At 60.4% G+C, this 23,778-nt stretch carries 21 protein-coding genes; 8 read left to right on the top strand and 13 right to left on the bottom strand.

The window, feature by feature from the left end:
• Nucleotides 1-170 precede the first annotated feature (170 nt).
• On the bottom strand, nt 171-1,367 hold the full coding sequence (gene glf, locus MHY13_RS06200) for a UDP-galactopyranose mutase (RefSeq protein ID WP_040425343.1): 1,197 nt from the start codon (nt 1,365-1,367) through the stop codon (nt 171-173).
• 146 nt (nt 1,368-1,513) lie between these two features.
• Between glf and MHY13_RS06195 the strand changes: the two genes are divergently transcribed.
• Complete coding sequence (locus MHY13_RS06195; RefSeq protein WP_239282383.1) at nt 1,514-3,433, top strand: N-acetylmuramoyl-L-alanine amidase; 1,920 nt, start codon at nt 1,514-1,516, stop codon at nt 3,431-3,433.
• On the opposite strand, the gene MHY13_RS06190 is transcribed toward MHY13_RS06195, so the two are convergent.
• From MHY13_RS06190 to serS, 6 genes are all read right to left on the bottom strand, one after another.
• Nucleotides 3,430-4,260: a Cof-type HAD-IIB family hydrolase gene (locus MHY13_RS06190; protein ID WP_005327047.1), complete on the bottom strand. Its 831-nt coding sequence runs from the start codon at nt 4,258-4,260 to the stop codon at nt 3,430-3,432. The two genes, MHY13_RS06195 and MHY13_RS06190, sit on opposite strands and share 4 nt — an antisense overlap.
• Nucleotides 4,261-4,282: 22 nt before the next feature.
• On the bottom strand, nt 4,283-5,830 hold the full coding sequence (gene glpK, locus MHY13_RS06185; protein WP_239228404.1) for a glycerol kinase GlpK: 1,548 nt from the start codon (nt 5,828-5,830) through the stop codon (nt 4,283-4,285).
• Between the two features lie 28 nt (nt 5,831-5,858).
• On the bottom strand, nt 5,859-6,596 hold the full coding sequence (locus MHY13_RS06180) for an MIP/aquaporin family protein (RefSeq protein ID WP_239282381.1): 738 nt from the start codon (nt 6,594-6,596) through the stop codon (nt 5,859-5,861).
• A gap of 3 nt (nt 6,597-6,599) precedes the next feature.
• Entirely contained in the window at nt 6,600-8,324 is a 1,725-nt protein-coding gene (locus tag MHY13_RS06175; RefSeq protein ID WP_239282379.1) for a glycerol-3-phosphate dehydrogenase/oxidase, read from the bottom strand.
• A 297-nt stretch (nt 8,325-8,621) separates the two neighbouring features.
• Nucleotides 8,622-10,157: a 1-acyl-sn-glycerol-3-phosphate acyltransferase gene (locus tag MHY13_RS06170; RefSeq protein WP_239191855.1), complete on the bottom strand. Its 1,536-nt coding sequence runs from the start codon at nt 10,155-10,157 to the stop codon at nt 8,622-8,624.
• A gap of 101 nt (nt 10,158-10,258) precedes the next feature.
• Nucleotides 10,259-11,515, bottom strand: a complete 1,257-nt coding sequence (gene serS / locus MHY13_RS06165) for a serine--tRNA ligase (protein ID WP_150850412.1) — start codon at nt 11,513-11,515, stop codon at nt 10,259-10,261.
• Nucleotides 11,516-11,580: 65 nt separating this feature from the next.
• Between serS and MHY13_RS06160 the strand changes: the two genes are divergently transcribed.
• From MHY13_RS06160 to MHY13_RS06150, 3 genes are read left to right on the top strand one after another with little or no spacing between them, the layout of a single operon-like run.
• Nucleotides 11,581-12,330 (top strand): GntR family transcriptional regulator, encoded by a 750-nt coding sequence (locus MHY13_RS06160; protein ID WP_239191857.1) that lies wholly within the window; start codon nt 11,581-11,583, stop codon nt 12,328-12,330.
• 36 nt (nt 12,331-12,366) lie between these two features.
• Nucleotides 12,367-13,440, top strand: coding sequence for a septum formation family protein (locus MHY13_RS06155; protein ID WP_204610769.1), 1,074 nt, complete (start codon nt 12,367-12,369; stop codon nt 13,438-13,440).
• Nucleotides 13,440-13,787 (top strand): metallopeptidase family protein, encoded by a 348-nt coding sequence (locus tag MHY13_RS06150; RefSeq protein ID WP_239282377.1) that lies wholly within the window; start codon nt 13,440-13,442, stop codon nt 13,785-13,787. The genes MHY13_RS06155 and MHY13_RS06150 overlap by 1 nt, the downstream gene beginning before the upstream one ends.
• Here MHY13_RS06150 and MHY13_RS06145 read toward each other — a convergent pair.
• Nucleotides 13,784-14,437 (bottom strand): histidine phosphatase family protein, encoded by a 654-nt coding sequence (locus tag MHY13_RS06145; RefSeq protein ID WP_239282375.1) that lies wholly within the window; start codon nt 14,435-14,437, stop codon nt 13,784-13,786. The two genes, MHY13_RS06150 and MHY13_RS06145, sit on opposite strands and share 4 nt — an antisense overlap.
• Before the next feature lie 9 nt (nt 14,438-14,446).
• Nucleotides 14,447-15,343, bottom strand: a complete 897-nt coding sequence (gene pheA / locus MHY13_RS06140) for a prephenate dehydratase (protein WP_239282373.1) — start codon at nt 15,341-15,343, stop codon at nt 14,447-14,449.
• A gap of 33 nt (nt 15,344-15,376) precedes the next feature.
• Between pheA and MHY13_RS06135 the strand changes: the two genes are divergently transcribed.
• The 3 genes from MHY13_RS06135 to MHY13_RS06125 all read left to right on the top strand — a co-directional run bounded on the left by MHY13_RS06135 (nt 15,377) and on the right by MHY13_RS06125 (nt 18,516).
• A complete protein-coding gene (locus tag MHY13_RS06135) occupies nt 15,377-16,513 on the top strand; it encodes an amidase (RefSeq protein ID WP_239282371.1) in 1,137 nt (378 codons plus the stop codon).
• Nucleotides 16,510-17,208 carry a CPBP family intramembrane glutamic endopeptidase gene (locus MHY13_RS06130; RefSeq protein ID WP_239282369.1) on the top strand — a complete coding sequence of 233 codons (699 nt, stop codon included), beginning with the start codon at nt 16,510-16,512 and terminating at the stop codon, nt 17,206-17,208. The genes MHY13_RS06135 and MHY13_RS06130 overlap by 4 nt, the downstream gene beginning before the upstream one ends.
• Nucleotides 17,209-17,271: 63 nt before the next feature.
• Entirely contained in the window at nt 17,272-18,516 is a 1,245-nt protein-coding gene (locus MHY13_RS06125) for an LCP family protein (RefSeq protein WP_239282367.1), read from the top strand.
• A 49-nt stretch (nt 18,517-18,565) separates the two neighbouring features.
• Here the strand turns inward: MHY13_RS06125 and MHY13_RS06120 are convergent, their stop codons facing one another.
• Genes MHY13_RS06120 through MHY13_RS06110 form a run of 3 tightly spaced genes read right to left on the bottom strand, consistent with a single transcriptional unit; the run spans nt 18,566 to nt 21,158 of the window.
• Nucleotides 18,566-19,486 carry a DUF5926 family protein gene (locus MHY13_RS06120; protein WP_204610761.1) on the bottom strand — a complete coding sequence of 307 codons (921 nt, stop codon included), beginning with the start codon at nt 19,484-19,486 and terminating at the stop codon, nt 18,566-18,568.
• 20 nt (nt 19,487-19,506) lie between these two features.
• The gene (locus MHY13_RS06115) at nt 19,507-20,211 is read right to left on the bottom strand and encodes a glycerophosphodiester phosphodiesterase family protein (RefSeq protein WP_239282365.1); all 705 of its coding nucleotides are present in this window, start codon (nt 20,209-20,211) and stop codon (nt 19,507-19,509) included.
• Nucleotides 20,211-21,158, bottom strand: a complete 948-nt coding sequence (locus MHY13_RS06110) for an L-lactate dehydrogenase (protein ID WP_179387159.1) — start codon at nt 21,156-21,158, stop codon at nt 20,211-20,213. The genes MHY13_RS06115 and MHY13_RS06110 overlap by 1 nt, the downstream gene beginning before the upstream one ends.
• Before the next feature lie 87 nt (nt 21,159-21,245).
• Between MHY13_RS06110 and MHY13_RS06105 the strand changes: the two genes are divergently transcribed.
• Complete coding sequence (locus MHY13_RS06105) at nt 21,246-22,988, top strand: alpha/beta-hydrolase family protein (protein ID WP_204610759.1); 1,743 nt, start codon at nt 21,246-21,248, stop codon at nt 22,986-22,988.
• Here MHY13_RS06105 and msrA read toward each other — a convergent pair.
• Nucleotides 22,985-23,632 (bottom strand): peptide-methionine (S)-S-oxide reductase MsrA, encoded by a 648-nt coding sequence (gene msrA, locus MHY13_RS06100; RefSeq protein WP_204610757.1) that lies wholly within the window; start codon nt 23,630-23,632, stop codon nt 22,985-22,987. The two genes, MHY13_RS06105 and msrA, sit on opposite strands and share 4 nt — an antisense overlap.
• Between the last annotated feature and the right edge of the window lie 146 nt (nt 23,633-23,778).

Below are 23,778 nucleotides of genomic sequence, written 5' to 3'. Positions count from 1 at the left end.
TGTTCCTCATCCGAAATTCTCACAGCTCAGGATGTTTTCGCAGTTCAATCATAATTTTCTCGGTCTGCGCAACACTACACAACACTACATACAACACACCACCCAACACTCCATAGTGTGGTGTGTTGGGTGGTGTATGAGTGTTAAGTGTTCTGTTGACGAAGTTCGGCTTAGTGGCCACGCTCCTGTTCGATAGCCTTGCCCTCGTTCCAAAATGGTGCGAGCTTATTATCAAACATGGACAGCGCGGAACCGATAGCCATGTGCATATCCAGGTACTGGTAGGTGCCCAAGCGGCCACCGAAGAGAACCTTATTATCCTTCGACTCCTGAGCGGCGAGCTTACGGTAAGCCTCCAGCTTGGTGCGGTCCTCTGGGGTATTGATGGGGTAGTACGGCTCATCGCCCTTGTCGGCGAAGCGCGAATACTCCTTCATGATGACCGTCTTATCCTTCGGGTACTTATCCTTGCGCTCCGGGTGGAAGTGACGGAACTCATGGATGCGGGTGTAATCCACGTCCGCATCGTTGTAGTTCATCACCGGGGTGCCCTGGAAGTCGCCGGTATCCAGCACCTCCAAGTCAAAGTCTAGGGTGCGCCACCCCAGCTCGCCCTCGGCAAAATCAAAGTAGCGATCCAGTGGGCCGGTGTAGACCACAGGCGCATCTGGGGACTCAGCACGCAACTCTTCGCGTACCTCGAACCAATCGGTATCCAGGCGGACCTCAATATTGTCGTGGTCGGCCATATTCTCTAGCCAGGCGGCGTAGCCGTCGACCGGCAGGCCCTCATACGTATCGTTGAAGTAGCGGTTATTGAAGGTATAGCGCACCGGCAGGCGGGTGATATTCGCGGCCGGCAGCTCCTTCGGATCGGTCTGCCACTGCTTTGCGGTGTAATCGCGGATGAAGGCCTCATACAGCGGGCGACCGATGAGCGAGATGGCCTTCTCCTCCAGGTTTTGCGCCTCTTCCGGGGAGAATTCGCCGGCCTGATCCTTAATGAGCTGGCGAGCCTCATCCGGGGAGTAGTAACGGCCGAAGAACTGGTTGATAAGACCCAGGCCCATCGGGAATTGGTAGGCGGTGCCATCGTGCATGGCAAAGACGCGGTGCTGGTAGTCGGTGAAATCGGTGAACTTATTGCAGTAATCCCACACGCGCTTATTAGAGGTGTGGAAGAGGTGCGCGCCGTACTTGTGCACCTCAATTCCGGTGGTGGGTTCGGCCTCGGAGTAGGCATTGCCGCCGAGGTGATTGCGGCGCTCCACAATGAGCACCTTCTTATCCAGCTGGCTAGCGGCGCGCTCGGCAACCGTTAGACCAAAAAATCCAGAGCCAACAACGATGAGGTCATAAGAAGTCATGGCCTCCACTTTATTGCACTACGGCAGTTGACACGGCGCATCGGCGTGTCGCAACAGATTTCACAGAAGTCACAAACTTACCATCACTATCAACTCTTAACTTTTGGCAACCGTTTTTACAGCTGCACAACCCTAGGGAGATAACAGTGCAACAACGACGTCGACTAGTACCCACCAGGTCAAAATGGTCCACCCCCGTCATCGCGGCGGTCACCTCCATCGCGCTCGCCGTGACGGCCGCATTCGGCGGACAGCAAGTTCTCAAGACCCAAGACTCCAGCAACGGCGGTCCCATTGAGGTCAAAAAATCCTCCTCTAGCTTCAGTGACGGCGAATCCATCGTCGTCGATGACCCCGCCGTAGCCGCGCAGGGCGAAGGCGAAGGCCGCCGCGCGGTCAAGCAATTCCACCGCGACGAAACCTTCAACATGTTCGCCGTCACGTGGGAAGGCAAGCGCGATATCAACTCCTTCGTGCGCTCCAAGCAGCAGGACGGTTCCTGGAGCGAGTGGCTGCCCATGGACGCAATGAACTACACCGAGGGCAAGAACGGCACCGAGCTCATCTTCGTGGGCGATACCAACGATGTGCAGGTTTCTATGGCCAACGTTGACCTCGTGACCGGTTCCAACCTCGACAAGAAGGAAGACTCCCTCCTGGACAAGGCCGCCAAGGGCGCTGATGCCAACCGCCCCGCGCCGCTTGCGTACAACGTCGGCGATATCTCCCCCGTGGCCGATGAGCGCACCCAGGTTGCGGATCTCGACGCCGTGTTTATCGACGGCAACGCCCAGGAAGGCGAAGCCATCGAGCCCACCGCAGAAACCGCGGGCATGCCCAAGGTGGTCACCCGCGCCGGCTGGGGCGCAGACGAATCTAAGCGCTGCCAGCAGCCAACCTACGACGATGGCATCAAGGCCATGACCCTGCACCACACCGCGGGCACCAATAACTACACCCGCGCACAGGCAGCGGCACAGGTACGCGGCGCCTACGAGTATCATGCGCAGAACCTGGGCTGGTGCGATATCGGATACAACGTGCTGGTGGATAAGTTCGGCACCATCTACGAAGGCCGCTACGGCGGCTTGGACAAGGCCGTCCAGGGTGCCCACGTAGGTGGCTTCAACTCCAATAACTGGGGCATTTCCATGATTGGCAACTACGAGACAGCGGAGCCGTCTCGTGAGATGCTCAACTCCGTCGCCGAGATTGCAGGCTGGAAGGCTGCTACCTCCGGCATCGACCCGATGGGCACGGCCAGCTTGTACTCCGGCGGCTTCTACGGCTCCAAGTTCCCGGCGGGCACCATGGCCAACGTGCCGGCCTTCGCGGGCCACAATGATTTCCACAACACCGCCTGCCCGGGTCAGTACACCATGCGCCACTGGGACGAGATTCGAAAGAATACCAAGCGCAAGGCGGATGCCATCAAGTCCGGCAAGAACAGCACGGACCTGAACTGGCAAGAGTCTCCACAGCCAAATACCCCCAAGACTCCGCAGGATATCCCCAAGACCCCGCAGCAGGTGGGCGAAGAAATCACGTCCTCGCTGGGCGACGTCGAGGTACCGGTCTCGACCATCTCCGCCCTCGCTGGAATCGCTGCCGCCGTCTTCGGCGTGCTCATCGCCAGCGAACGCGTAGAAAAGCCAGACGCCGACCAGAAGGTGGCGGGCAACATGACCACCGGTGATATTCCGGAGATTGTCAATAAGGTTGTCCAAGTCTCCAGCAACGAAGGCCTGAAGGAATCGTGGACCTCCGTCCTCAACGCTTTCGGCCCAGTCCTAGGCCTGGCAGTCGGCGGCCCGGACACCACCGATGGCGGCAAGATCCTTTACCAGCTCTTCCAAAATGGCGTGGTGCTCTCCTCCAAGGAGTCCGGCACCAAGGCCCTGACGGGTGAGATTGCCAAGAAGTGGTCCGAGGGCGATAATGCCTCCAAGCTCGGCCTGCCTACCTCCAACGAGGAAAAGAATGGCAAGGAAATCCGCGTGAAGTTCCAGGGTGGCGAGATTGTCTACAACACCGAAACGGAAAAGGTAGACATCTTCACCGACTAGAACCAGCGCTCTAGCACCTTAGCGACGCCCGCCTGGTGGTTAGCCACGGTGACCGCATCCGCGGCCGCCTTAACCTCCGGGTGGGCGTTTTCCATGGCCACACCACAGCCGGCCCACGTCAGCATCTCTATATCGTTGGGCATATCCCCAAAGGCAATAGTCTCCTGCTGGGCGACGCCGGTGTGCTCCGCCAGCCATTCCACCCCGCGGCGCTTAGTCACATTGGGCGCGGCAACCTCCAAGATTCCTTCCTGCATGGAATAGGTCAGGTGCGCAAGCTCGGGATCGATGTGCGGCGCAATGAGCTCATAGAGCTCTGGGGCGGAGTAGTCCGTGTTGCGGATGAGGAACTTTACCGCCGGCTGCCCCACTAGCTCGCCCATGCTGACCACGCCGAAGCCCTCAAACAGGGCGTTTTCGGAATAGTGGCGCTCGACTACGAAGAGGTCCTCGACGGCGTCGGCAAGCGAGCCCCCTGCCCGCTCCGCGCCAAAGCCCACAGTGCCCAGTACGGTCTGGGCCACGTCCACCACTTCCGCCAGCGCGGCGGGCGAAAGCTCGTGGGCGGACATCACCCGATCCTCCGCGGAGTCATACAACACAGCACCGTTCGAGGTCACGCATACCGGCCGCACGGGCAGCTGCTCCAGCACCGGGGCAATCCAGCGGAACGGACGACCGGTAGAAAGCGCAAAATAGGCACCCTGTTGGACTGCCCGCGCCACGGCGTCACGGTTGCGACGCGGGACGCGGTGATTGCGGTCCAGCAGGGTGCCGTCAATATCGCTCGCGATGAGGCGAGGCGCGCGGGCTGGGAAATTCTCCATACCCGCGAGTTTACGTCAGGACTTAGATGTTCAGGTCCTCGTCCTCGTTATCCTCCCACTCCAAGGAGCGCTTAATAGCGCGCTTCCAGTCGCGGTAGAGCCCTTCTACCTCTTCCTTTTCGCGCTTCGGCTTGAATACCTTCATGTCTCCGGTCTGGCTGCCCAAGACGCTGAGGTCATCCCAGAAGCCGTGGTCCAGGCCTGCTGCGAAGGCAGCACCGGTGGCGGTAGTCTCAATATTCTTCGGGCGGTGTACTTCCACGCCGAGGATATCGGACTGGAACTGCATCAGCAGTTCATTCATGGTCATGCCACCATCCACGCGCAGCTCGGTAATCTCCACGCCGGAGTCCGCCACCATGGCGTCGGCGACATCGCGCGTCTGGTACGCGGTGGATTCGAGCACGGCGCGAGCCAAGTGCTTGCGGTTAGCAAAGCGGGTCAGGCCCACGATGACGCCGCGAGCATCCGGGCGCCAGTACGGAGCAAAGAGGCCAGAAAAGGCCGGCACGATGTACACGCCGCCGTTATCCTTAACCTCGCGCGCGAGGTTTTCGATGGACGCAGCGTTGGGAATGATCTGCAGGTTATCGCGCAGCCACTGCACCAGGGAACCGCCCATGGATACAGATCCCTCAAGCGCGTACACGGGGCGCTCGCCCTCGCGCTGGAAGCAGACGGTGGTCAGCAGGCCGTTCTCGGAGAACTTCGGGGTAGTACCCGTATTCAGCAGGAGGAACAGGCCGGTTCCGTAGGTATTCTTTGCGGAACCTGCACGGAAGCAACCCTGGCCGAACATCGCGGACTGCTGGTCACCCAGGATGGCGCGGATAGGAACGCCGGAAAGCGAGCCGCGCTCACGCACGGTACGGAAATCACCCAGGGACGGGCGAATCTCCGGCAGCATGGACATCGGGATGCCCATTTCCTTACACAATTCCTCATCCCACTCCAGCTTTTCGATGTCCATAAGCAAGGTGCGGGAGGCGTTGGTGACGTCGGTGGCGTGCAGCGCTTCGCGGCCGGCATCGCCCTCGGCGCCGCCGGTGAGGTTCCACAGCAGCCAGCTATCGATGGTGCCGAAGAGCAGGTCGCCTGCCTCAGCACGCTCGCGGGCACCTTCGACGTTATCGAGGATCCACTTCACCTTCGGTCCCGCCGGGTAGGAGTTGATGATTAGACCAGTGCGGCGGCGCCACTTTTCTGGTCCTTCCTCACCCGAGAGTTCCTTACAAATGGCGGTGGTACGGGTATCTTGCCAGACAATGGCGTTGTAGACCGGCTTGCCGGTGTGCTTATCCCACACCACGGTGGTCTCACGCTGGTTGGTGATACCTACCGAGTCAATGTCTTCCACGGTGATGTCGCCATTGGCAAGAGCCTCACCGACGGCGCGACGGGTATTGCTCCAGATTTCTTCCGGATCGTGTTCTACCCAGCCTTTTTCCGGGAAGATCTGCTCGTGCTCGAGCTGGCCAACGGCAGCCTGCTCGCCGTTGTGGTCAAAGATGATGCAGCGCGTCGACGTGGTTCCCTGGTCGATAGCGGCGACGTATTTCTTGTTAGTCATGTGTCTAGTCTCCTATACGAAGATGGAATTAGAGCGCAACGGACAACAGGCCAACGGCTACGGCCGCGACCAATGGGGCCACGATGGGGACCCAAGCATAACCCCAGTTCGCGCTGCCTTTGTCCTGGATGGGCAAGATGAATGCATAAGCAATTCGCGGGCCCAGGTCACGGACCGGATTGATGGCATAACCCGTAGGGGTACCCAGGGACAGGCCGACCGACACCACAACGAAAGCAACGGCAAAGTAGCTCATTGGGCCAAGCTCGCCGCCGGTGGGGCCGAAGGCGATGAACATCAACAGTACGCAGGTGGCGATGAACTCCGTCACCGCATTCCAGCCGTTCTTAGGATGTGCCGGCTTGGTAAAGAAGATACCGTTCGTGTCCTTATTGGCGCCGGTGACATTTCCGGCGTCGTCGTAATTATTGGCGTCGAAAAGCTGCTTGAAGGCAGCCCATGCCAGGATGGCACCGAGGATAGCGCCGAGGATCTGGCCCAGGAAGTAGTACGGCACCAGAGACCACTCGAGCGAGCCATTGACGGCCAACATTACGGTGACGGCCGGGTTAAGGTGCCCACCCGTGGGATCGGCCACGCTCGCGCCGACGAAAACCGCCATGCCCCAGCCCAGGGCGATAACGACCCAATCGGAGCCGCGTGCGCCAGAGGTGCGCAGGTTTACCAGCGCACATACGCCGTTGCCTAAAAGGAGCAGCAACGCAGTGCCGATAAACTCCCACAGGAATGCATCAAATCCGGTCATAACTTATACCTCGTTTTGGGTGGGTCGGGCGGATCCTGCGCGCACCAAAATGTCATTGGCCTCACGGTCAGTTACCGCAGCTTCTGCTTCAAGTTCGGCCTGCGTGTGGGCCTTGAATTGGGATACCTCGCGCTCCTTGTCGGCGTCGCTCCAGCCCAGCAGCGGTGCTACAAAATCAGCAACGGCCGGGGCGGCATTCACACCGCGGTCGCCGTACTCGATGGCGATGCGCAGGCGGCGGGACAAGATGTCTTCCAAGTGCAATGCACCCTCGTGGGTGACGGCGTAGCGGACCTCGGCCCACAAGTAGGACTCGGCACCAGGAACTGGCTCGAGCAGGGAGGCATCCTCAGCTGCCGGTGCCAAAACCTCACCCAGCAGGGAGCCATAACGGCCGAGCAGGTGCTCAATGAACTTCTCGCTCAGGTTATAGCGACGAGCCAAGGATGGGACCTGGTTGGCCAAGGCGTGATAGCCGGCGGCGCCCAGGATCGGGGTTTGCTCGGTGATGGACTCTGGGACCTTGGTATCCAGCTCCTCCACTGCCAGGTCCACGGCATCCTTACCGATGACGCGGTACGTGGTGTACTTACCGCCGGCGACAGAGACCATACCTGGGGCCACGCGCGCAACCGCGTGGTTGCGGGAAAGGTTGGTGGTGGAATCGGACTTGCCGGACAGCAGCGGGCGCAGGCCGGAGTAGACGCCCACGATGTCATCGCGAGTGATCTTGCGGCGAACGCGCTGGTTAACCTGGTCCAAGATGTAGTCGATATCGGACTTGGTTGGTGCCGGATCTGGCAAAGATAGGCCCTTTTCCCAATCGGTATCGGTGGTACCGATAATCCAGTACTCGCCCCACGGGATAACGAAGAGGACGGACTTTTCGGTGACGAAGCACAGGGCTGCGTCTGCATCGAGCGCATTCTTCGGCACGACGATGTGCACGCCCTTGGAGGCGTGAACGGTGAACTTGCCCTCCACGCCGGCCATCTCTTGAATCTTGTCATTCCACACACCGGTGGCGTTGATAAAGACCTTGCCGCGCACGGTGGTCTCGCGGCCGGTGGCGGTATCGCGCACCTTGGCGCCTACGATGCGGCCGCCGCGGTCCTTGTCAAAGCCAATGACCTCGGTATTGGTACGCACGTCGGCACCGTACTCGGCGGCGGTACGCAGCACGGTCATGGTGTGGCGGGCGTCATCAACCAAGGTGTCGTAGTAGCGCACGCCGCCCACAATGGCATCGTCCTTCAGACCCGGGGTCACCTTCAGCACGCCCTTGCGGGTGAGGTGCTTTTGCATTGGCACGCTCTTCGAGCCACCCATGAGGTCATAAAGAGTAAAGCCACCGAACATCATCACGCGCTCCCATACGTGGTGGGTCAGCGGGAAGATAAACTTCAGCGGCTTCACCAGGTGGGGTGCCAGGGTGGACATGTTCAGCTCGCGCTCCTTGAGGGACTCCGCCACCAGGCGGAAGTCAAACATGGCCAGGTAGCGCAGGCCACCGTGGAACATCTTGGAGGAGCGAGAAGAGGTACCTGCGGCGAAGTCGCGCGCCTCAATGACGGCGGTCTTGAGGCCGCGGGTAGCGGCGTCCGCTGCCGCACCAGCGCCTACGGAACCGCCACCGATGATGACTACGTCGTAGTCCTCATCCGCGTACCCATTCCATAGATTTTCAAAGTATTCGGGGTTAAAGGATTGGTTGCTTTGCTGGGTCATTACTGACCGCATCTCCTTCCTTGGTGCTTGCATGTGCCTGCGCCATAAATCCATGAATGAGATGGCAAAAGCACAGCCAAAAGCAGTGAATTGTGGTTTCGGTGGAAAGTATCACACCGCGGCTGCAGAGACTTTATCTCCTGAAATCTATGTTAGGAGTCACGGACGCGAGTTACACATGTGGTTACTCACACGTAAGTTTCAGGCCCGTAAGCAGTCAGTTTTCTTAAAATACTTAGACATTCAAAAAGAAAACCCACCCCCTCGCGGGGGTGCAAAGCGGACGAAAATCCTTCGCTATTTCTGCGCTAACCGCGCCATTGCTTCAAGCACTTCGGACATTCCGGCTTTCTCGGCAGAATAAGTGACCGCCTGAGCGCCTTTGACCACCTCAATAGGGGCAGTTTCCAACGCCACCACCGGCAACCGGTCTAGGAAATCCTCATCTCCTGGCTCGTTAGCAAAAACCAGGGCCTCCTCCGGCTTAGCTTTCAGATCCTCGAGGATGCGCTCCACGCCTTGTACCGCAGTCGCGGCAGTGACGGACAGTGCATCGGTATCGAGTCGCGGCTGCACAGCGTCCTCATCAACGACAACGCTCCACACGGCTTGCGGAACTTCCACTTCACCGGCGGGTGATATCACGATCAGGACTTCGGCCGCCGGGTAGATATCTGCCAAAGCCTTGTGCAATCGCGGAGTTAGCGCGCCATCTTCCCAATTCAGCGCGCTGCTCTGCGCCACTACCACGCGGGGGATGGAAGAAAATTGCGCCTTCATGCGGTGCGGCAAGCGCGAAACGATAAGCCGGGATTGGGTGGCTGCCGCCAACAGGCCCTGCTCTGCTACGGAACCAGCCCATATCTCCTTACTGCTGGCCGTGATGGACGCTTGGGTTTGCGCCACATCCGACTTCAGCTGCGCCATGATATCCGCGACCTTATCGCGACCTTCATCCAAGCCGCGGGTTGCCTCTTCTACCACGGCGTTGAGGTTGTTCTTGATCCACTCCAGGGTCTCCGGGGCGGTCCGCGCCTTATTCTTTGGCTCCTCCCCGTCCGCTCCCTTGGCGGCGGCCATGTGGTTGCGCACCAAGTCAACCGTAGTAACCGAGACGCGTTCCTTGAGGCCCACTAGATCGTCGCGCAACCGGCGTACGCGGTGACGCTCGGTTTCTACTTCAGCATCTCGAGCTTCTGCCTCTTCAAGGGTAGGAGCCCCTCCACCTTTACGGGCGGGCACCCAGTATTCACCGGCAGGCATGGGCCCAAATTCGGCTTCGTACTGTTCCCATAGCCCTTCCAATGCCTCTTGCATGCGGCGTCGAATCTCCGCGGTATCAGCTTCCGCATCGCCGGTGGGATAGTACGGTTCGAGGGCGGTAATAAAGACAGGGGTCTTGGTCCGTCCCAGGTTCTTTTTGTGTCCTTTGGTCCACAGGCGCTGCGAACCAAAAATGACCTGTGGGACTACCGGCACCCCCGCCTCATAGGCAATGCGGGAGGCGCCACTTTTCATGCTGCGAATTTCAAAGCTGCGGGAAATTGTGCCTTCAGAAAACACGCCCACGAGTTCGCCGTCCTTGGCCAGCTGTACCGCTTGGCGGAAGGAGGCGCTGCCATCGATACGGTCAACTGGCACGTGATGCATGGCCTTCAACAACGGACCCGCCACCGGTGCTTTAAAGATTCCAGCCTTAGCCAGGAAGCGCACCAGACGCTTCTTGCGATAGGCCAAAAAGGCGCCGAAGAGGAAATCCATGTAGCCGGTGTGGTTGCAGACCAACACCGCGCCGCCCTTATCGGGGATATTTTCTTCCCCCGAAAGGCGCATTTTTAATCCCTGTGCCAGAGTCACCCCCCTGCCAATGTGGGTGATCTGACGATACAGGAAATTCGTCGCAGCGTTCATAACTCTCCAGGACGACGGCGGACTTACTGCGGGGTCAGGACATCCTTGCCCACGAACGGGCGCAGAGCCTCAGGGACAACGACGGAGCCGTCGGCCTGCTGGTGGTTTTCCAGAATGGCAACGAGCCAGCGGGTAGTCGCCAGAGTGCCGTTCAGGGTAGCTGCGGTCTGGGTCTTGCCGTTCTCGTCGCGGTAGCGGGTGGACAGGCGGCGAGCCTGGAAGGTGGTGCAGTTCGAGGTGGAGGTCAGCTCACGGTAGGTGCCTTGGGTAGGAACCCAAGCCTCATTGTCGAACTTGCGGGCCGCCGAAGAACCGAGGTCGCCACCGGCGATGTCGATGGTGCGGTAGGGCAGTTCCATGGCCGCAAGCATGTCCTTTTCCATGGACAGAAGGCGCTGGTGCATTTCTTCCGCGTCTTCCGGCTTGCAGTAGACAAACATTTCCAGCTTGTCGAATTGGTGGACGCGCAGGATACCGCGGGTGTCCTTACCGTGAGAGCCAGCCTCACGGCGGAAGCAGGAGGACCAGCCGGCGTACTGCAGCGGGCCATTGGAGAGGTCGATGATCTCATCCTTGTGGTAACCGGCAAGGGCCACCTCAGAGGTACCGACCAGGTACATATCGTCGGCCGGTAGGTAGTAAATCTCATCGGAGTGCTGGCCCAAGAAACCGGTGCCGGACATAATGTCTGGGCGAACCAGAACTGGCGGGATCATCAGCTTGAAGCCAGCTTCGCGCGCCTTCTGCGCCGCGAGCATCAGCATTCCCAGCTGCAGGAAGGCGCCATCGCCAGTGAGGTAGTAGAAACGAGCGCCGCCTACCTTGGCGCCACGCTTGACGTCGATAAGGCCGAGGGACTCACCCAACTCAAGGTGATCCTTTGGCTCGAAGTCGAACTCAGGAATCTGGCCGACTTCTTCGACCACTACGAAGTCATCTTCACCGCCGGCCGGGGCACCTTCGACCACGTTATCGAGCTTGTACTGCAGCTCTTCCACCTTGGCTTCAGCGGCAGACTGTGCCTCTTCCGCCTCCTTGACCTTGGCCTTCAGCTCATTAGAGCCCTCCAGCAGTGCCGGACGCTCCTCCGGGGAGGCTTGGCCAATCTTCTTGCCAAAAGCCTTCTGCTCGGAGCGCAGTTCGTCGGCCTTTTGGATAGCAGCGCGGCGCTGCTCATCAGCTTCCAAAAGCTGGTCTACGAGGGAGGGATCCTCACCTCGGTTCACCTGGGAAGCACGGACAACGTCGGGGTTTTCGCGGAGTAGCTTGAGATCAATCACGAATGTAAGTTTAGCGTATTGGCAACACCTTGCGGTGGTAATAACCAGCGAATTATGATGGCTTTATGTCCGCCGTTCAGCTCCCCGCCCGCACAATTACGGACGGTCCCGTTCCAAAACACACCCAATTGCACGATATCCTCGAAGAATTGTGCCGCACGACCCTCAAACCCGGCGATATCCTGCCCGGCGAGAGGCTTCTTGAAGAAACCTATGGCGTGTCACGGATCACGGTCCGCCGCGCCATCGGGGATCTTGTCGCGGCCGGAAAATTGCGCCGCGTCCGCGGAAAGGGCACCTTCGTAGCGCCCAATCCCCTTGTCTCCCGGCTCCACCTGGCCTCATTCTCGGATGAGATGGGCGCACAAGACGTCACCGCCTCCTCCAAAATCCTTACCAGCGGACGCAGCAGCGCCCCGGAGGATGCCGCCCTCTTTTTTGATACGCCTGCCCAAACCGAACATATTCACCTGCGCCGCCTGCGCTTGGGCGATGGCGAGCCCTACTCCATTGATGACGGTTGGTATAACTCCACGTATGCGCCCAGCCTGCTAGAAAATGACACCTACAATTCGGTCTACGCCATCCTCGACTCCGTCTTTGATATCCCCATCACCGATGCGGATCAAACGGTCTCGGCGATTTCCGCCGATGCGGACACTGCCCCGCTTCTCGACGTCCCCGTGGGCACCCCACTGCTGCACATCGTGCGCTACTCCCGCTCGGGCGATAGGCCGGTGGAGTGGTGTTCCTCCGTCTACCGCACCGACCGCTACCGCCTGACTACCCGGGTGGCTAGGGAGAACAGTATCTAGCCAGCACCCTGCTTAAAAGGTAAGATTAAAGGCCTTATGAAGAAATCACCTGCGTGGCGTTCCGCTGTGGCCGTCCAGATTGTCTTGATTGCGGCAATCGCGGCGGCCGTTTTCATGGGCATCTATGGCGTTATCAGCTCCCACAAATCGGGCGGCGAAGACACTACCGCTGCCCAGCAGCACAATAGCGGGGATACTTCAGAAACCGCCGCTCCTAAACCGGAGCCCTTCACCGCTGCGGCCGCCGGCGCTTGCTTGACGTGGGACATCGCCCAGGATGGCTCCGCCACCGGGTTCAAGGAAGTACCGTGCTCCGATCAGCACCGCTTCGAGGTTTCCAAGACCGAAGACCTCAGCGTCTACCCCACCAGCGAATTCGGCCCTGATGCCACCCGCCCAGCGCTTACCCGCCAACACCAATTGCGCGATGAGCTGTGCGAATCCGCCACTGTGGGCTACCTGCACGGTAAATGGGATCCGAATGGCAAGTACGATGTGGCGTCCATTCTGCCGCCGCAGTCCGCCTGGGATCGCGGCGACCGCACCTTGCTGTGCGGCCTGCAAACCACCGATGATCACGGCGTACCGCAGCTTACTACCGGCAACGTCGAGGCCTCCGAGCAGGCTAACCTCGCCAAGCCGGGCGAATGCTTGGCCATCGATGACAAGCAGGTTCCGCACGTCGTCGACTGCGCCAAGCCCCACCAAATGGAGACCGTTTCCGTCATCGATGTGGGCAAGCAGTTCCCTGACGGTTACCCGGACGGCAAGGATATGGACAAGTTCCTATCCGATACGTGTACCGCCGCCACCGAGGACTACCTTGGCGGCGAGGAACAGCTCTACCAGTCCACGCTGCAACCATTCTGGGGCTCTATCACCGAGGCCTCGTGGAACGGCGGCACCAAGTCCGTCAATTGCTCCCTTGTGCACGCCCGCGAAGGCGGCGGTTTCTCTGCCATCACCGGTTCCGCTACCGGTGGCCGCCAGGCGCTGACTATCGACGGCCAACCGCCGGAGGAACGCCCTGAGCGCAATCCACTGCGTGAGAGCAAGGACAATAATCCGGCACCCGAGTCCGCCGCCCCCGCACCGGCCCCAGCGCCCTAATGGTGGAGGTATCGGAAGAGCGCTTCGATGAGATGGTCAACGAGGCGCTCGATCAAGTCCCCGAGGAATTCGTGCGCCGCATGCGCAACCTCGTCATCATGGTCGAAGATGAAAATCCCGATAACCCTATGTTGCTAGGACTCTACGAGGGTGTGGCACTGCCTCACCGCACCTTCGATCACACCGGTTTCCTGCCCGATGCGATCTTCATTTACCGCAACACGCTGCAGCGCTGGTCCGGCAGCGAGGAAGAATTAGCAGAGCAGGTCAAGGTCACCGTATTCCACGAACTCGGCCATTACTTTGGCCTCGAGGAAGAGGAACTGCACCGCTTGGGCTGGGGCTAGAGCTCCGTATCCGCCCACCGGGTTAACGTCCACTCACCAAAGTCCTTGCCGCGCGGTTCCATCACCATAAAGCGGCAATTGGCCAGGTAGCCGGTATAGGCAAAGTCGGCGTCAACACCCGTGGCGTGCTTGGTCACCACGCGGATGGCGGCGCCGTGGCTGACAAGGATGACATCGTGGTCGTCGGCAAGCTGCTCCGCAATGCCCTCCAGCACCGGCTGGTAGCGCGCCAGCACATCATCCAAGGTCTCGCCGCCTTCCATCCCGGCGCCGCGCTCGCCATCGCACCAGCCACGCATGGCCACCATGTGCGACCTATGGGCATCCTCGCTACCGTCCATCTCCCAGTCACCGGCGAAAATTTCGTGCACGCCGTCGATTACGTCAACGCGCTGGGAAAATTCCGGCATACCGCGCTCCTGCTCAAAGGCGCGTGCCGCCAGCATCGCGGTCTGCTGAGCGCGCAGCGCAATGGAGCATTTAAATTCCACTTCGCGCTCGCCCACCAACTGCGCTAGCTCCTGGCCTACCTCCGTGGCTTGGTCGCGCCCGCGCTCGGTAAGTTCTGCCCCGGGCGGACGGGTATCGAGGAAGCGGGAAATATTGGAATAGGTCTGGCCGTGGCGCAGCAGGATAATTCTTCCGGGCATGCTTCTAGATTATTGGCCCCTGCGTGCCCGCGCTACCCAATCATCCGCCGCTGCCAGATCGCGCGGTGGCTTTCCCGCGGGCGTTGCCGCCGGCCAGGAGCCGAGGAAAAGCAAGTCCTCTGCCCGCAACCACAAGGCCCGCAGCGCCTCTGCCACCGGTTGATCGTCAATGTGCCCGATGAGGTCCACGTAGAAGCGGTACGTACCAAAGGCCTCCCGCGTCGGCCGCGACTCAATCCGGGACAGGTCCACCCCACGGTGCGCAAAGTCCTGCAACGCCCCCACCAGGCTGCCCGGTTCATTTGGCAAGGTGAAGATGACGCTGGTGCGGTCCTGGCCAGTTCTTGCCGTGGGTTTTCCCGGACGTCCCACCAGGACGAAGCGCGTTGCGGCGCCCTCAACATCTGCCACGTCCTGGGCGATGGTCTCCAGCCCAAAGATCTCGGCGGCCCGCGCCGGCGCTGCGGCCGCATCCGCTTCCCCACGGGCTACAGCCTCGGCCGCGGCGGCATTGGAACTGGCCGGCACGAACTCTACCTCCGGCAAATTGTCCTTTACCCAGCCGCGGATTTGCTGGAACGCCACCGGGTGGGTGCTCAGCCGCGCAATGTCGCCCGCGCCTTGCCGGGTCATGATGCTAAAGGCCACGGGGATATCCACCTCGCGGTAAATCTGCACGGGTTCGGCTTCAACCAGCGCATCAAAGGTGGTGGTCACAGCGCCATCAACGGAATTTTCAATGGCTACGCCGGCGTACTCGGCGTGCCCGGCGCGCACGGCGGCCACGGCCTCCGAAGGCGAGCCAACCGGCATGGTCTCTGCCTGCGGCAGGTGCGCGGCAAACTTATGCACGGCCGCTTCCGTAAAGGTGCCGGCCGGCCCCAGGAAGGCGATGGTGGTAGTCATGCACGTCACCTTAGCCCACTAGACTGGTGCCCCATGGACTTTTCCGTAGAACAACTCCGCGCGGATCTGCACGGCCTTACCCCCGAGGAACACGGTTTCACTTACCTGGATGTAGACCGCGAGCCCTCCGGCCGAGGCCGGCTGAGCGGCTGGGTCCTCTCCGCTAAGGATCTCTGCGATGTCCGCGGCATGCCTACTACCTTGGGAAATGTCGATCGCACCTACTACCCCGAGCACAGCGATGCCTTTATTGAGGCCTTGGAGAAGCAGGGTGCGCACATCATCGGTAAGTCCTCCACCCCGGAGTTGGGTCTGCGCGTAGATACGGAACCAGTAGGCCTGCCCCATCCCGATAATCCCCTCTTTCCCGGCTGCACTCCGGGTGGTTCCTCGGGCGGTGCGGCGGTACAGGTCGCGAGGGGGTTGCTGCGCGCGGCGCACGCCAGCGATGGCGGCGGTTCCATCCGAGTGCCGGCCGCGGCCTGCGGCGTGGTGGGCTTTAAACCGGCAGGCAAAGAACTGGGTGTGCAGGGCTTTATCACCCGGACCGTGGCCGATAATGCCTTTCTGCATGGCCACCGCATGATCACCCCGCGCGCCCGCATCGGCCTACTGGTAGAGCCGCTGTTTTGCGATGCCAACGTCGATGACCACCACCTGCGCGCCGCCCGCGAGGCCGCCCAACGCCTACAGGCAGCCGGCTTCACCGTGGTGCCTATTTCCCCGTATCCGCAGGCCCGGGCCACCTTTGCGCATTTCCGCACGACCTTTACCTCCCGTTTGGCGGGGCTCAACCCGGCGGCAGGCTACGCCGAGTGGATTGCTCAGCAGGGCCGGCGCGTAAGCTCCGCTGAGCTGGCCGCGGCGCGGGCCCATGTCCGGCAGCTGCCCGACTTGCTGGCCCAAGAATGGGGCGTCGATGCCATCCTCACCCCAATGCTGACCACAGACCCGCCGCGTATTGGTTCGTTCCTGTCCTTGCCCCATGCGGAGAATTTCGCGGCCCAGACCCGGTGGTCTCCGTGGGGTTCCCTCTTCAACATGGCCCGCCTGCCAGCCATTTCCGTGCCATGGGCCGTTCCCAATCACCCGCCGGTGGGCGTGCACCTGGGAGGCATTACGCTTTCCGACGCCGCCCTGCTCGGCCTCGCCCACATCCTCCACCCATGACCAAGTCCCTACGCGCCGAGCTGCTCATCGTCCTCACCCTCACCTTTGGCATTTCCGGGGTGCGGGCGGTGTTAAACCTCATCAATTCCCTGGCCGCGCCGCAGCGGCTCGACGAGCAATCGGTCACGCTCAATTCCAGCCAATCCTCTCTTGCCTGGGTGGATATGGGACTGCAGCTGTGCTCGGCCGCCGTGCTCTTTTCCTATGGAGCCTTAGCGCTTTTCCTGCTGGCCAAGGACCGCTTTGTGCCCCGTGCCCACCGCGCCCGCGACTGGCTAGAAGGAGCAGGGCTTGCCGCCCTCATTGGCATCCCGGGGCTCGCCCTGTATGTCGCGGCGGTGCACTTGGGGTGGAGCAAGGAGGTCATCCCCGGCGACTTCGCCAATGCTTGGGTGGAAATCCCCGTTTCCCTCCTCAAGGCCGGCGCCAACGCCTTCGCGGAGGAAACCGTGGTGGTGATGTGGCTGATGACGCGTTTGCGCCAGGCCCGCTGGTCGCTGCCAGCCACGCTGGCCGCAAGCTCCATCCTGCGCGGTTCTTATCACCTCTACCAGGGAGTTTCCGCTGGCTTTGGCAATATCATCATGGGTTTATTCTACGGCTACTACTACCACCGCACGGGGCGGGTATGGCCTTTGGTCATAGCGCACTTTCTTATCGACGCCGTCGCTTTCGTGGGTTATTCCTTCCTGTGAAAATGCCCTTAGGGGGACGTCGCGAAGCAGGCGTTGCTCCCTGCTCCTTGTAAGGTATAGCGCATGACTGAATCAGGACGAGATCCGCATAGGGAGGCCCGCCGCGCCGGCGACGATGCCTCCACTGAATTCGTCCTTGGGGCCGATGGACGTCCCCTCAAGGATCGATACGGCCGCCCCATTCGACGCCGTTCCTCCGCCCGCCCGGCGCCGCGGCGCGTGGAACCCGAGCAACAATCCTTCCGCGCTCCGCAACCACAGCGGCAGCAACAGCCCCCGCGTCGCACTCCGCCGCCAACACCGAGCCGCTACCCCAGCCAGTACCGCGCACAGCAGCGCCCGCCTCGTCGCACCGAACCGCGCCCGGCGCCCCGGCAGCGCCCGCATAGCCGGCGCAAAAAGGTCAATCCGGCCAAGCGTGCCCTCGGCTGCGTTGGCTTGGCGCTCGTTGTCCTGCTGGTATTCAACCTCGTCTTCATGTTCTGGACCGATGCCCGCCTCACCCGCGTGGAGGCGCTGCCAGAAGAACAAGTGTCTAATACCGCCGGCACCAATTGGTTGCTCGTCGGTTCCGATTCCCGCCAAGGACTCAGCGAGGAACAGCAGGCTGAACTGGGCACCGGTGGTGATGTGGGCGAGGGCCGCACCGATACCATCATGCTGCTGCACATCCCACGCACCGGCAAGGCGAAGCTCGTTTCCATCCCACGCGATAGCTACGTGGAAGTCCCCGGTTTTGGCATGGACAAGATCAATGCTGCCTTTACCTACGGTGGACCGCAGCTCCTTTCCCAAACCGTCGAGGGCACGACCGGTCTGCGCATCGACCACTACGCCGAGATCGGCATGGGCGGCCTAGCCAATGTGGTCGACTCCGTCGGCGGCGTAGACGTATGCGTGAAGGAACCCATCAATGACCCGCTGGCCGGCATTGATCTCCAAGGTGGCTGCCAGAAGCTCAAGGGCCGCGACGCCCTCGGGTACGTGCGCACCCGCGCCACCGCCATGGGTGACCTTGACCGCGTGCAGCGACAGCGCGAATTCTTCTCCGCATTGCTGGATAAGGTTGCTTCCCCGGCCACCCTGATTAACCCATTCCGTGCCTTCTCCTTGGTCAACCACACCGCCTCCTCGTTCATCGTGGACGAGGGCGACCATGTCTGGCACCTCGCCCGCGTGGCACTGGCCATGGGCTCCGGTGTAGACACTGAAACCGTCCCCATCGGCGGTTTCCAAGATACCGAGGTTGGCAACGTCGTCCTCTGGGACGATGAAGCAGCCGCCGGGTTGTGGGATTCTCTCAAATAGCGATTAAAAAATGGCCCTTCCTCTACCGGGGAAGGGCCATTTCCTGTCTTTAGCGCAGGGTCACCTGGCGGGACTTGATGTTTTCTAGCTGCTTGCGCTCATCGGCGTTCAGCTGGGCATCATTAGAGATTTCTTCCTCCAAGGCCTTGTCCACGCGGGTGAGGTGCTCCTCATAGGAAGCGTGGTCAACCTCTGGATCCAAGTCGAAGACTGGAGCGATGAGACCGTGGGTGCGGAAAACACCGGCGAACTTGGTGCCCTCGCCCAAGTTCAGCTCACCGCGGGCGGCGACGCGCGCCAGTGCGTTCAGGAATGCGGCTTCATCATCACTCGGGCGGACCCAACGGATGTGGGCCTTGCCGCCGCCGGCATTTGCCCAGAAGGCCGCACCGGTGATGTTCTCGCCCACCTGGTGGGACTCGATGACGGAATCATTAGCGGCGCGTAGCGACTGCGCAATCTGCGGGGTGACCTGTGCTCCCTCCGGAATCCACCATTCGAAGTCCTGGTGAACCTGCACGTCGAGGGTAGCGGAGGCATCGATAAGCTCCTCCAGCTTCGGCTCCGAGCCGTCAGCCGCGGTGGATTCCAGGGTGGCGCCCGGCTCGTTATTCTTCACCCAGTTGAGGGCGAAGGCGAGGTCGCGGCCTGGGTTGTGGGTGTGGGACTGCACCTGCAGGCCCACGAAAGCATCGCCGCCAAATTCGGTGTCCCGAATTAGCGCAGCAGAAGCACCCGGCAGGACGGTGGCTACATACACGTTCTTATCGCAGCCTTTAACATCAAGCTTGGCAAAAGCGGAGGGGACGAACTCCTGCATGGCGACCAGGGAGGCCTCCGCAGCAAGTCCGCCGTAGGGGCGGGGATCCTTTTCCAGGGCGGCGCGCTCCTTGGCGCGGGCAGCGAGCTTTGCCTGGCGGCGGGACATGCCCTCAGGCAGCTGTTCCTTGTTCTTTTTCTTCTTGGCCATGCCTCCAAGATACCTGCTTACTAGAGCTCAATGGCATGTAGGGCCACTTCGGGTTGATTGGTGGCGAGCATATCTACCCCGTTAGCCCACGCCCACTTCATATCCTCCGGCTTGTCTACGGTCCACAGGTAGGTAGGCAATCCCTGCGCGCCGATAATTGCCGGCTGCAGCTTCGCGCGCAGCAACGATACGCCGAGCGCGGTGGGCTTGGACAGCATGACATCGGGACGGTTGACGTGGCGCTCCCAATCGCGACGAAGATAAATCCGGTCCATGTGCGGCGCCAAATTCTGCATGCGGCGAATGGCATGGTGGGAAAAGGAAATGACGTGGATCCGGGGGTCGTCGAAAAGACCCGCATAACGCAGGCGCAGCACCGTTTGCTCCTCCAGGATGTCGCCCTGCCCGGAGGGGTGCTTAGTCTCGATATAAAGGTGGTGCGGTGTGCCCTCGAGTAGTTCCAAAAGTTCATCGAGAAGCATCATGCGTTGGCCCGAACCGATGTCAACGCCGCGCAAATCTTCCCAGTCCATCTTGGAAATGCGGCCGGGGCGCCCCGCGGTGCGGTCCAACGTGGGATCGTGCTGAACCACTACTTTTCCATCGCGCGTCAAGCGCACATCGCACTCGACGCCGTGAATTGGCAAATCTAGGGCTTTTTCAAAAGCTAGAGGGGATAGCTCCGGATATTTTCCGGAGTATCCCCTATGAGCGACAATCTTCACTAGCCGAAGAACTCTTCCTTGATGTCATTCAGGGTCTTAGCAGAAGCATCGAAGCGCTCCTTTTCGTGCTCACTGAGCTGCAGCTCAATCGCGCGCACGATGCCGGAACGGTTGATGATGGCAGCGGTGCCGATGTAGAGATCCTCTACGCCGTACTCGCCCTGCAGGTAAGCAGATACTGGCAGTGCCACGTCCTGGTTCTGGATGACGGCGGCGGTGATGCGGGCCAGGCCCATGCCGATGCCAAAGGAAGTAGAGCCCTTAGCGTCAATGATGGAGTAGGCGGCATCACGGGTATCTTCGAAGATCTTCTCGATGCGCTCTGCATACTCCGGATCCGAGTCCAGCTTCTTGGACATCGGGACACCAGCGATATTCGCGGTGGAGACGGCCGGCAGCTCGGAATCGCCGTGCTCGCCCACGATGTAGGCGTGTACGGACTTCGGTGCAACATCTTCCAGCTCGCCCAGCATGTAGCGGAAACGAGCGGAGTCCAGCACGGTGCCCGAGCCGATGACGCGCTTGTGGTCCAGGCCGGAAGCCTTCCATACGGCGTAGGTCAGGATATCCACTGGGTTGGAGGCAACCAGGAAGATGCCATCAAAGTCATTCGCCATGACGTCAGAGACGATGCTGTTCATGATCTTGACGTTCTTGCCCACCAGGTCCAGGCGGGTCTCGCCCGGCTTCTGTGCGGCACCGGCGCAGATGACGACCATATCGGCGTCTGCGCAATCAGCGTAGGTGCCCTTGGTGACGCGGGTGCGGGTAGGGGCCCAGACAACACCGTGGTTGAGGTCCATGACGTTGCCTTCTAGCTTCTTTTCATCGATGTCGATGATTGCCAGGTGGTCAACGATGCTTTGGTTGATGAGAGCGAAGGCGTAGGCGACTCCTACGTCGCCGGCGCCGATGAGAACTACCTTGTTTCCTACATGATTTGCCATGACCCCATTGTGCAACTATTTGGGGATCTTTGCACGGGCTAGATCTCACTCTGAAATTCCCACCGAAATCTGGGACAATCGGGCATTATGAAACGCGCTCTCCGCCGCGCTGCACTAATCGCTCTTGGCGTAGCCGCGGATCTCACGCCCATCGTCCGTATGACCAGCCGGCAAACCTTACCGCCCAATATGTCGGCTGGAATTTTGGGTGCGGAATTGGCCACGTGGGCGGCTATTTCGCCCTCTCTCCTTCCTCGCCCGTGGTGGGTGACCGCCGCCAACGTGGCAATTGGTCAGGGCATTGGGCATCTTGGGGCGGCGTCGACAAGCTTTGTCCTCAATAGCATTGGCAAGCGCCCGCAGGACCGCCTTGGCCCTCAACATCGACAAATTGTGCACCTTGCTATTGGCGCCGGGACTGCATTTAATGCCGTGCTTTCGCTGCGCAACCAGAAAAAGCAGGCGGAGTTGGTCAATAAGCAACTCGTGCGTGGGCCCGCCACGGCGGCCATCGGCTTGGCCGCGGGCACCGCGGGCTACGGCACTCTCCTACTCATCGGGGAAGCAACGCAGCTTGCCGTCACTAAACTGTCACGCCAGCTAGGCCGCTGGGTGCCTGCACTCATTGCTTGGCCGGTGGTTACCGCCGGACTGAGCCTCACGGCATTTGCGCTTTCTGATCGCGTGGTCTTTCGACGCTGGCTGCGCTCACTATCGCACCAAGCGCAGCGAATTAATAAACAGATTTTTCCCGGCACTTCTATGCCGTGGGAGCCGGAGCGCTCCGGCAGCCCGTGGTCGCTCGAGCCGTGGTCGGCATTGGGACAGCAGGGACGCCGGTTTGTCTCCAATGGCCCCCGCGCCCGCGATATCCGCACAGCGACGGGAATCGATGCCAAGGAACCCATCCGCATCTACGCCGGATACATCCCAGGGCGCTCCTTCCAGCAATCCGCGGAGAAGATCCGCGCCGAACTCGAACGCACTGGTGCCCTGCGGCGAGAGACTATCGTCATCCAAATGCCCGCCGGCTCGGGGTGGATCAATAATTGGGGTGCTTGCTCTTATGAGTTTTTGACCGGCGGTGATTGCGTCACCGTCACCATGCAGTACTCCTACCTGCCCTCGGTTTTTGCCTACCTCGTGGATAAAAACGCCCCGAAGCAGGCGGCGCGCGAATTGATTCGGGTGATACAAGAAGAAATAGATAAGCTGCCCGAGGAAAACCGCCCACGGCTCTATTTTGCAGGTGAATCGCTTGGCGCCTACGCCATTATGGATAACTACCATAATGTGGAAGACCTACTTTCCGCGTGTAATGGCGCAGTTTTTTCCGGCCCCCCGCGCATGACACACTTTACTCAGCGCCTGCGCCGGGATATTGGTTCCCTAGAACGCCTGCCCGTTATCGATGGCGGTAAACATGTGCGCTACGCGGCGGCTCCTGACCATACGCTGCACGACGCCTTTGGCAATGACTACGCCCATACCTGGCGCCGACCCCGCATGCTCATTGCCCAGCATGCTTCCGACGCCATCGTGTGGTGGGATCTCAACCTTCTCATGCGCAGGCCCACCTGGATTCATGAACCGCAGCCGGAAGCGCTGCACGCGGATACCTTCCGGCAGCTGCATTGGGTTCCGTTTATTACCTGGTGGCAAATTGGCTTGGACCAGATCAATTCCCTCAACGTCCCTGGCGGGCACGGACACAACTATTTTGAAGAAATGCTCTGGTATTGGGATGAGGTCTTAGGATCCCAATCCCGCCAATCGCTCACGCCGAAGTTAGCCAAAAAGATTGCCCGCTTTATTCGGCGCGATGCTTAGTCGCATTTCACCCCAGTACTGTGGTGCGGGCAGTACCCATTAGGTACCTTATATAAGTACTGCTGATGCTCATCCTCAGCCAGGTAGTACTCCCCAGAATCAGTTTCGGAGAGGAGTTTGACTTCCGTGGTGGTATCTCCAAATCCGAATTCTTTGAGCTTCTCTGCATAGGAATCCACGATGCCCTGGATTTCTACGCGCTCTTCCTCCGTGCGTGGGTAGAAAGCAGAGCGGTATTGCGTTCCTACATCGTTGCCCTGGCGGAAGCCCTGGGTGGGATCATGCGCCTCAAGGGCCTGCACCACAAGATCACGCAGGCTGATACGCTGCGGGTCATAGACCACCTCCACCGCCTCGGCATGGTTGGTTAGCCCACGACACACCTCGTAGTACGTGGGATTCGGGGTGGTACCGCCTGCATAGCCCACCGAGGTGGATTCCACGCCTTCGGTCTCCCAAAACATCTTCTCCGCACCCCAGAAACATCCCACCGCAATGAGGATGGAACGCTGGCCTTCTTTCCACGGTCCGGTAATCGGCGTTCCTAAAACAGCGTGCGGAGCAGGGTCCAGAATCGGTTCGGTTCGCCCCGGCAGGGCTTCGTCTGCGGCGACGAGTTTAGGCTCCGGTTTAAACATCCACATGAGGTATAGCTCCTTCCTTATTCCTTCTTCCCAACGTTGTACTGCGAAAAGTTATTCCGCGGCCAGTTAATATTCCCGCTAGTTCCACAATTCGAATTAATCATGGCGAAATCTTTCCACGGTGCCTATCATCGGGACACGTACCC

The sequence above is a fragment of the Corynebacterium sp. ACRPE genome (assembly GCF_022347435.1).
GTDB classification, from domain to species: domain Bacteria; phylum Actinomycetota; class Actinomycetes; order Mycobacteriales; family Mycobacteriaceae; genus Corynebacterium; species Corynebacterium tuberculostearicum_D.
The sequence above is the reverse complement of the archived record's forward strand: the minus strand, read 5'-3'. Positions and strand labels throughout refer to the sequence as shown.

Bases quoted from the DNA above. Each gene is read 5' to 3' on its own strand.
- MHY13_RS06190 (WP_005327047.1), bottom strand. From the start codon at position 4,260: ATGGAGAATTTCCCAGCCCGCGCGCCTCGCCTCATCGCGAGCGATATT.
- MHY13_RS06180 (WP_239282381.1), bottom strand. From the start codon at position 6,596: ATGACCGGATTTGATGCATTCCTGTGGGAGTTTATCGGCACTGCGTTG.
- MHY13_RS06110 (WP_179387159.1), bottom strand. From the start codon at position 21,158: ATGGCAAATCATGTAGGAAACAAGGTAGTTCTCATCGGCGCCGGCGAC.
- pheA (WP_239282373.1), bottom strand. From the start codon at position 15,343: ATGACTACCACCATCGCCTTCCTGGGGCCGGCCGGCACCTTTACGGAA.
- MHY13_RS06175 (WP_239282379.1), bottom strand. From the start codon at position 8,324: ATGACCCAGCAAAGCAACCAATCCTTTAACCCCGAATACTTTGAAAAT.
- msrA (WP_204610757.1), bottom strand. From the start codon at position 23,632: ATGTGGATGTTTAAACCGGAGCCTAAACTCGTCGCCGCAGACGAAGCC.
- MHY13_RS06155 (WP_204610769.1), top strand. From the start codon at position 12,367: ATGAAGAAATCACCTGCGTGGCGTTCCGCTGTGGCCGTCCAGATTGTC.
- glf (WP_040425343.1), bottom strand. From the start codon at position 1,367: ATGACTTCTTATGACCTCATCGTTGTTGGCTCTGGATTTTTTGGTCTA.
- MHY13_RS06105 (WP_204610759.1), top strand. From the start codon at position 21,246: ATGAAACGCGCTCTCCGCCGCGCTGCACTAATCGCTCTTGGCGTAGCC.
- MHY13_RS06135 (WP_239282371.1), top strand. From the start codon at position 15,377: ATGGACTTTTCCGTAGAACAACTCCGCGCGGATCTGCACGGCCTTACC.
- MHY13_RS06125 (WP_239282367.1), top strand. From the start codon at position 17,272: ATGACTGAATCAGGACGAGATCCGCATAGGGAGGCCCGCCGCGCCGGC.
- MHY13_RS06145 (WP_239282375.1), bottom strand. From the start codon at position 14,437: ATGCCCGGAAGAATTATCCTGCTGCGCCACGGCCAGACCTATTCCAAT.
- MHY13_RS06130 (WP_239282369.1), top strand. From the start codon at position 16,510: ATGACCAAGTCCCTACGCGCCGAGCTGCTCATCGTCCTCACCCTCACC.
- glpK (WP_239228404.1), bottom strand. From the start codon at position 5,830: ATGACTAACAAGAAATACGTCGCCGCTATCGACCAGGGAACCACGTCG.
- MHY13_RS06160 (WP_239191857.1), top strand. From the start codon at position 11,581: ATGTCCGCCGTTCAGCTCCCCGCCCGCACAATTACGGACGGTCCCGTT.
- MHY13_RS06120 (WP_204610761.1), bottom strand. From the start codon at position 19,486: ATGGCCAAGAAGAAAAAGAACAAGGAACAGCTGCCTGAGGGCATGTCC.
- MHY13_RS06170 (WP_239191855.1), bottom strand. From the start codon at position 10,157: ATGCGCCTTTCGGGGGAAGAAAATATCCCCGATAAGGGCGGCGCGGTG.
- MHY13_RS06150 (WP_239282377.1), top strand. From the start codon at position 13,440: ATGGTGGAGGTATCGGAAGAGCGCTTCGATGAGATGGTCAACGAGGCG.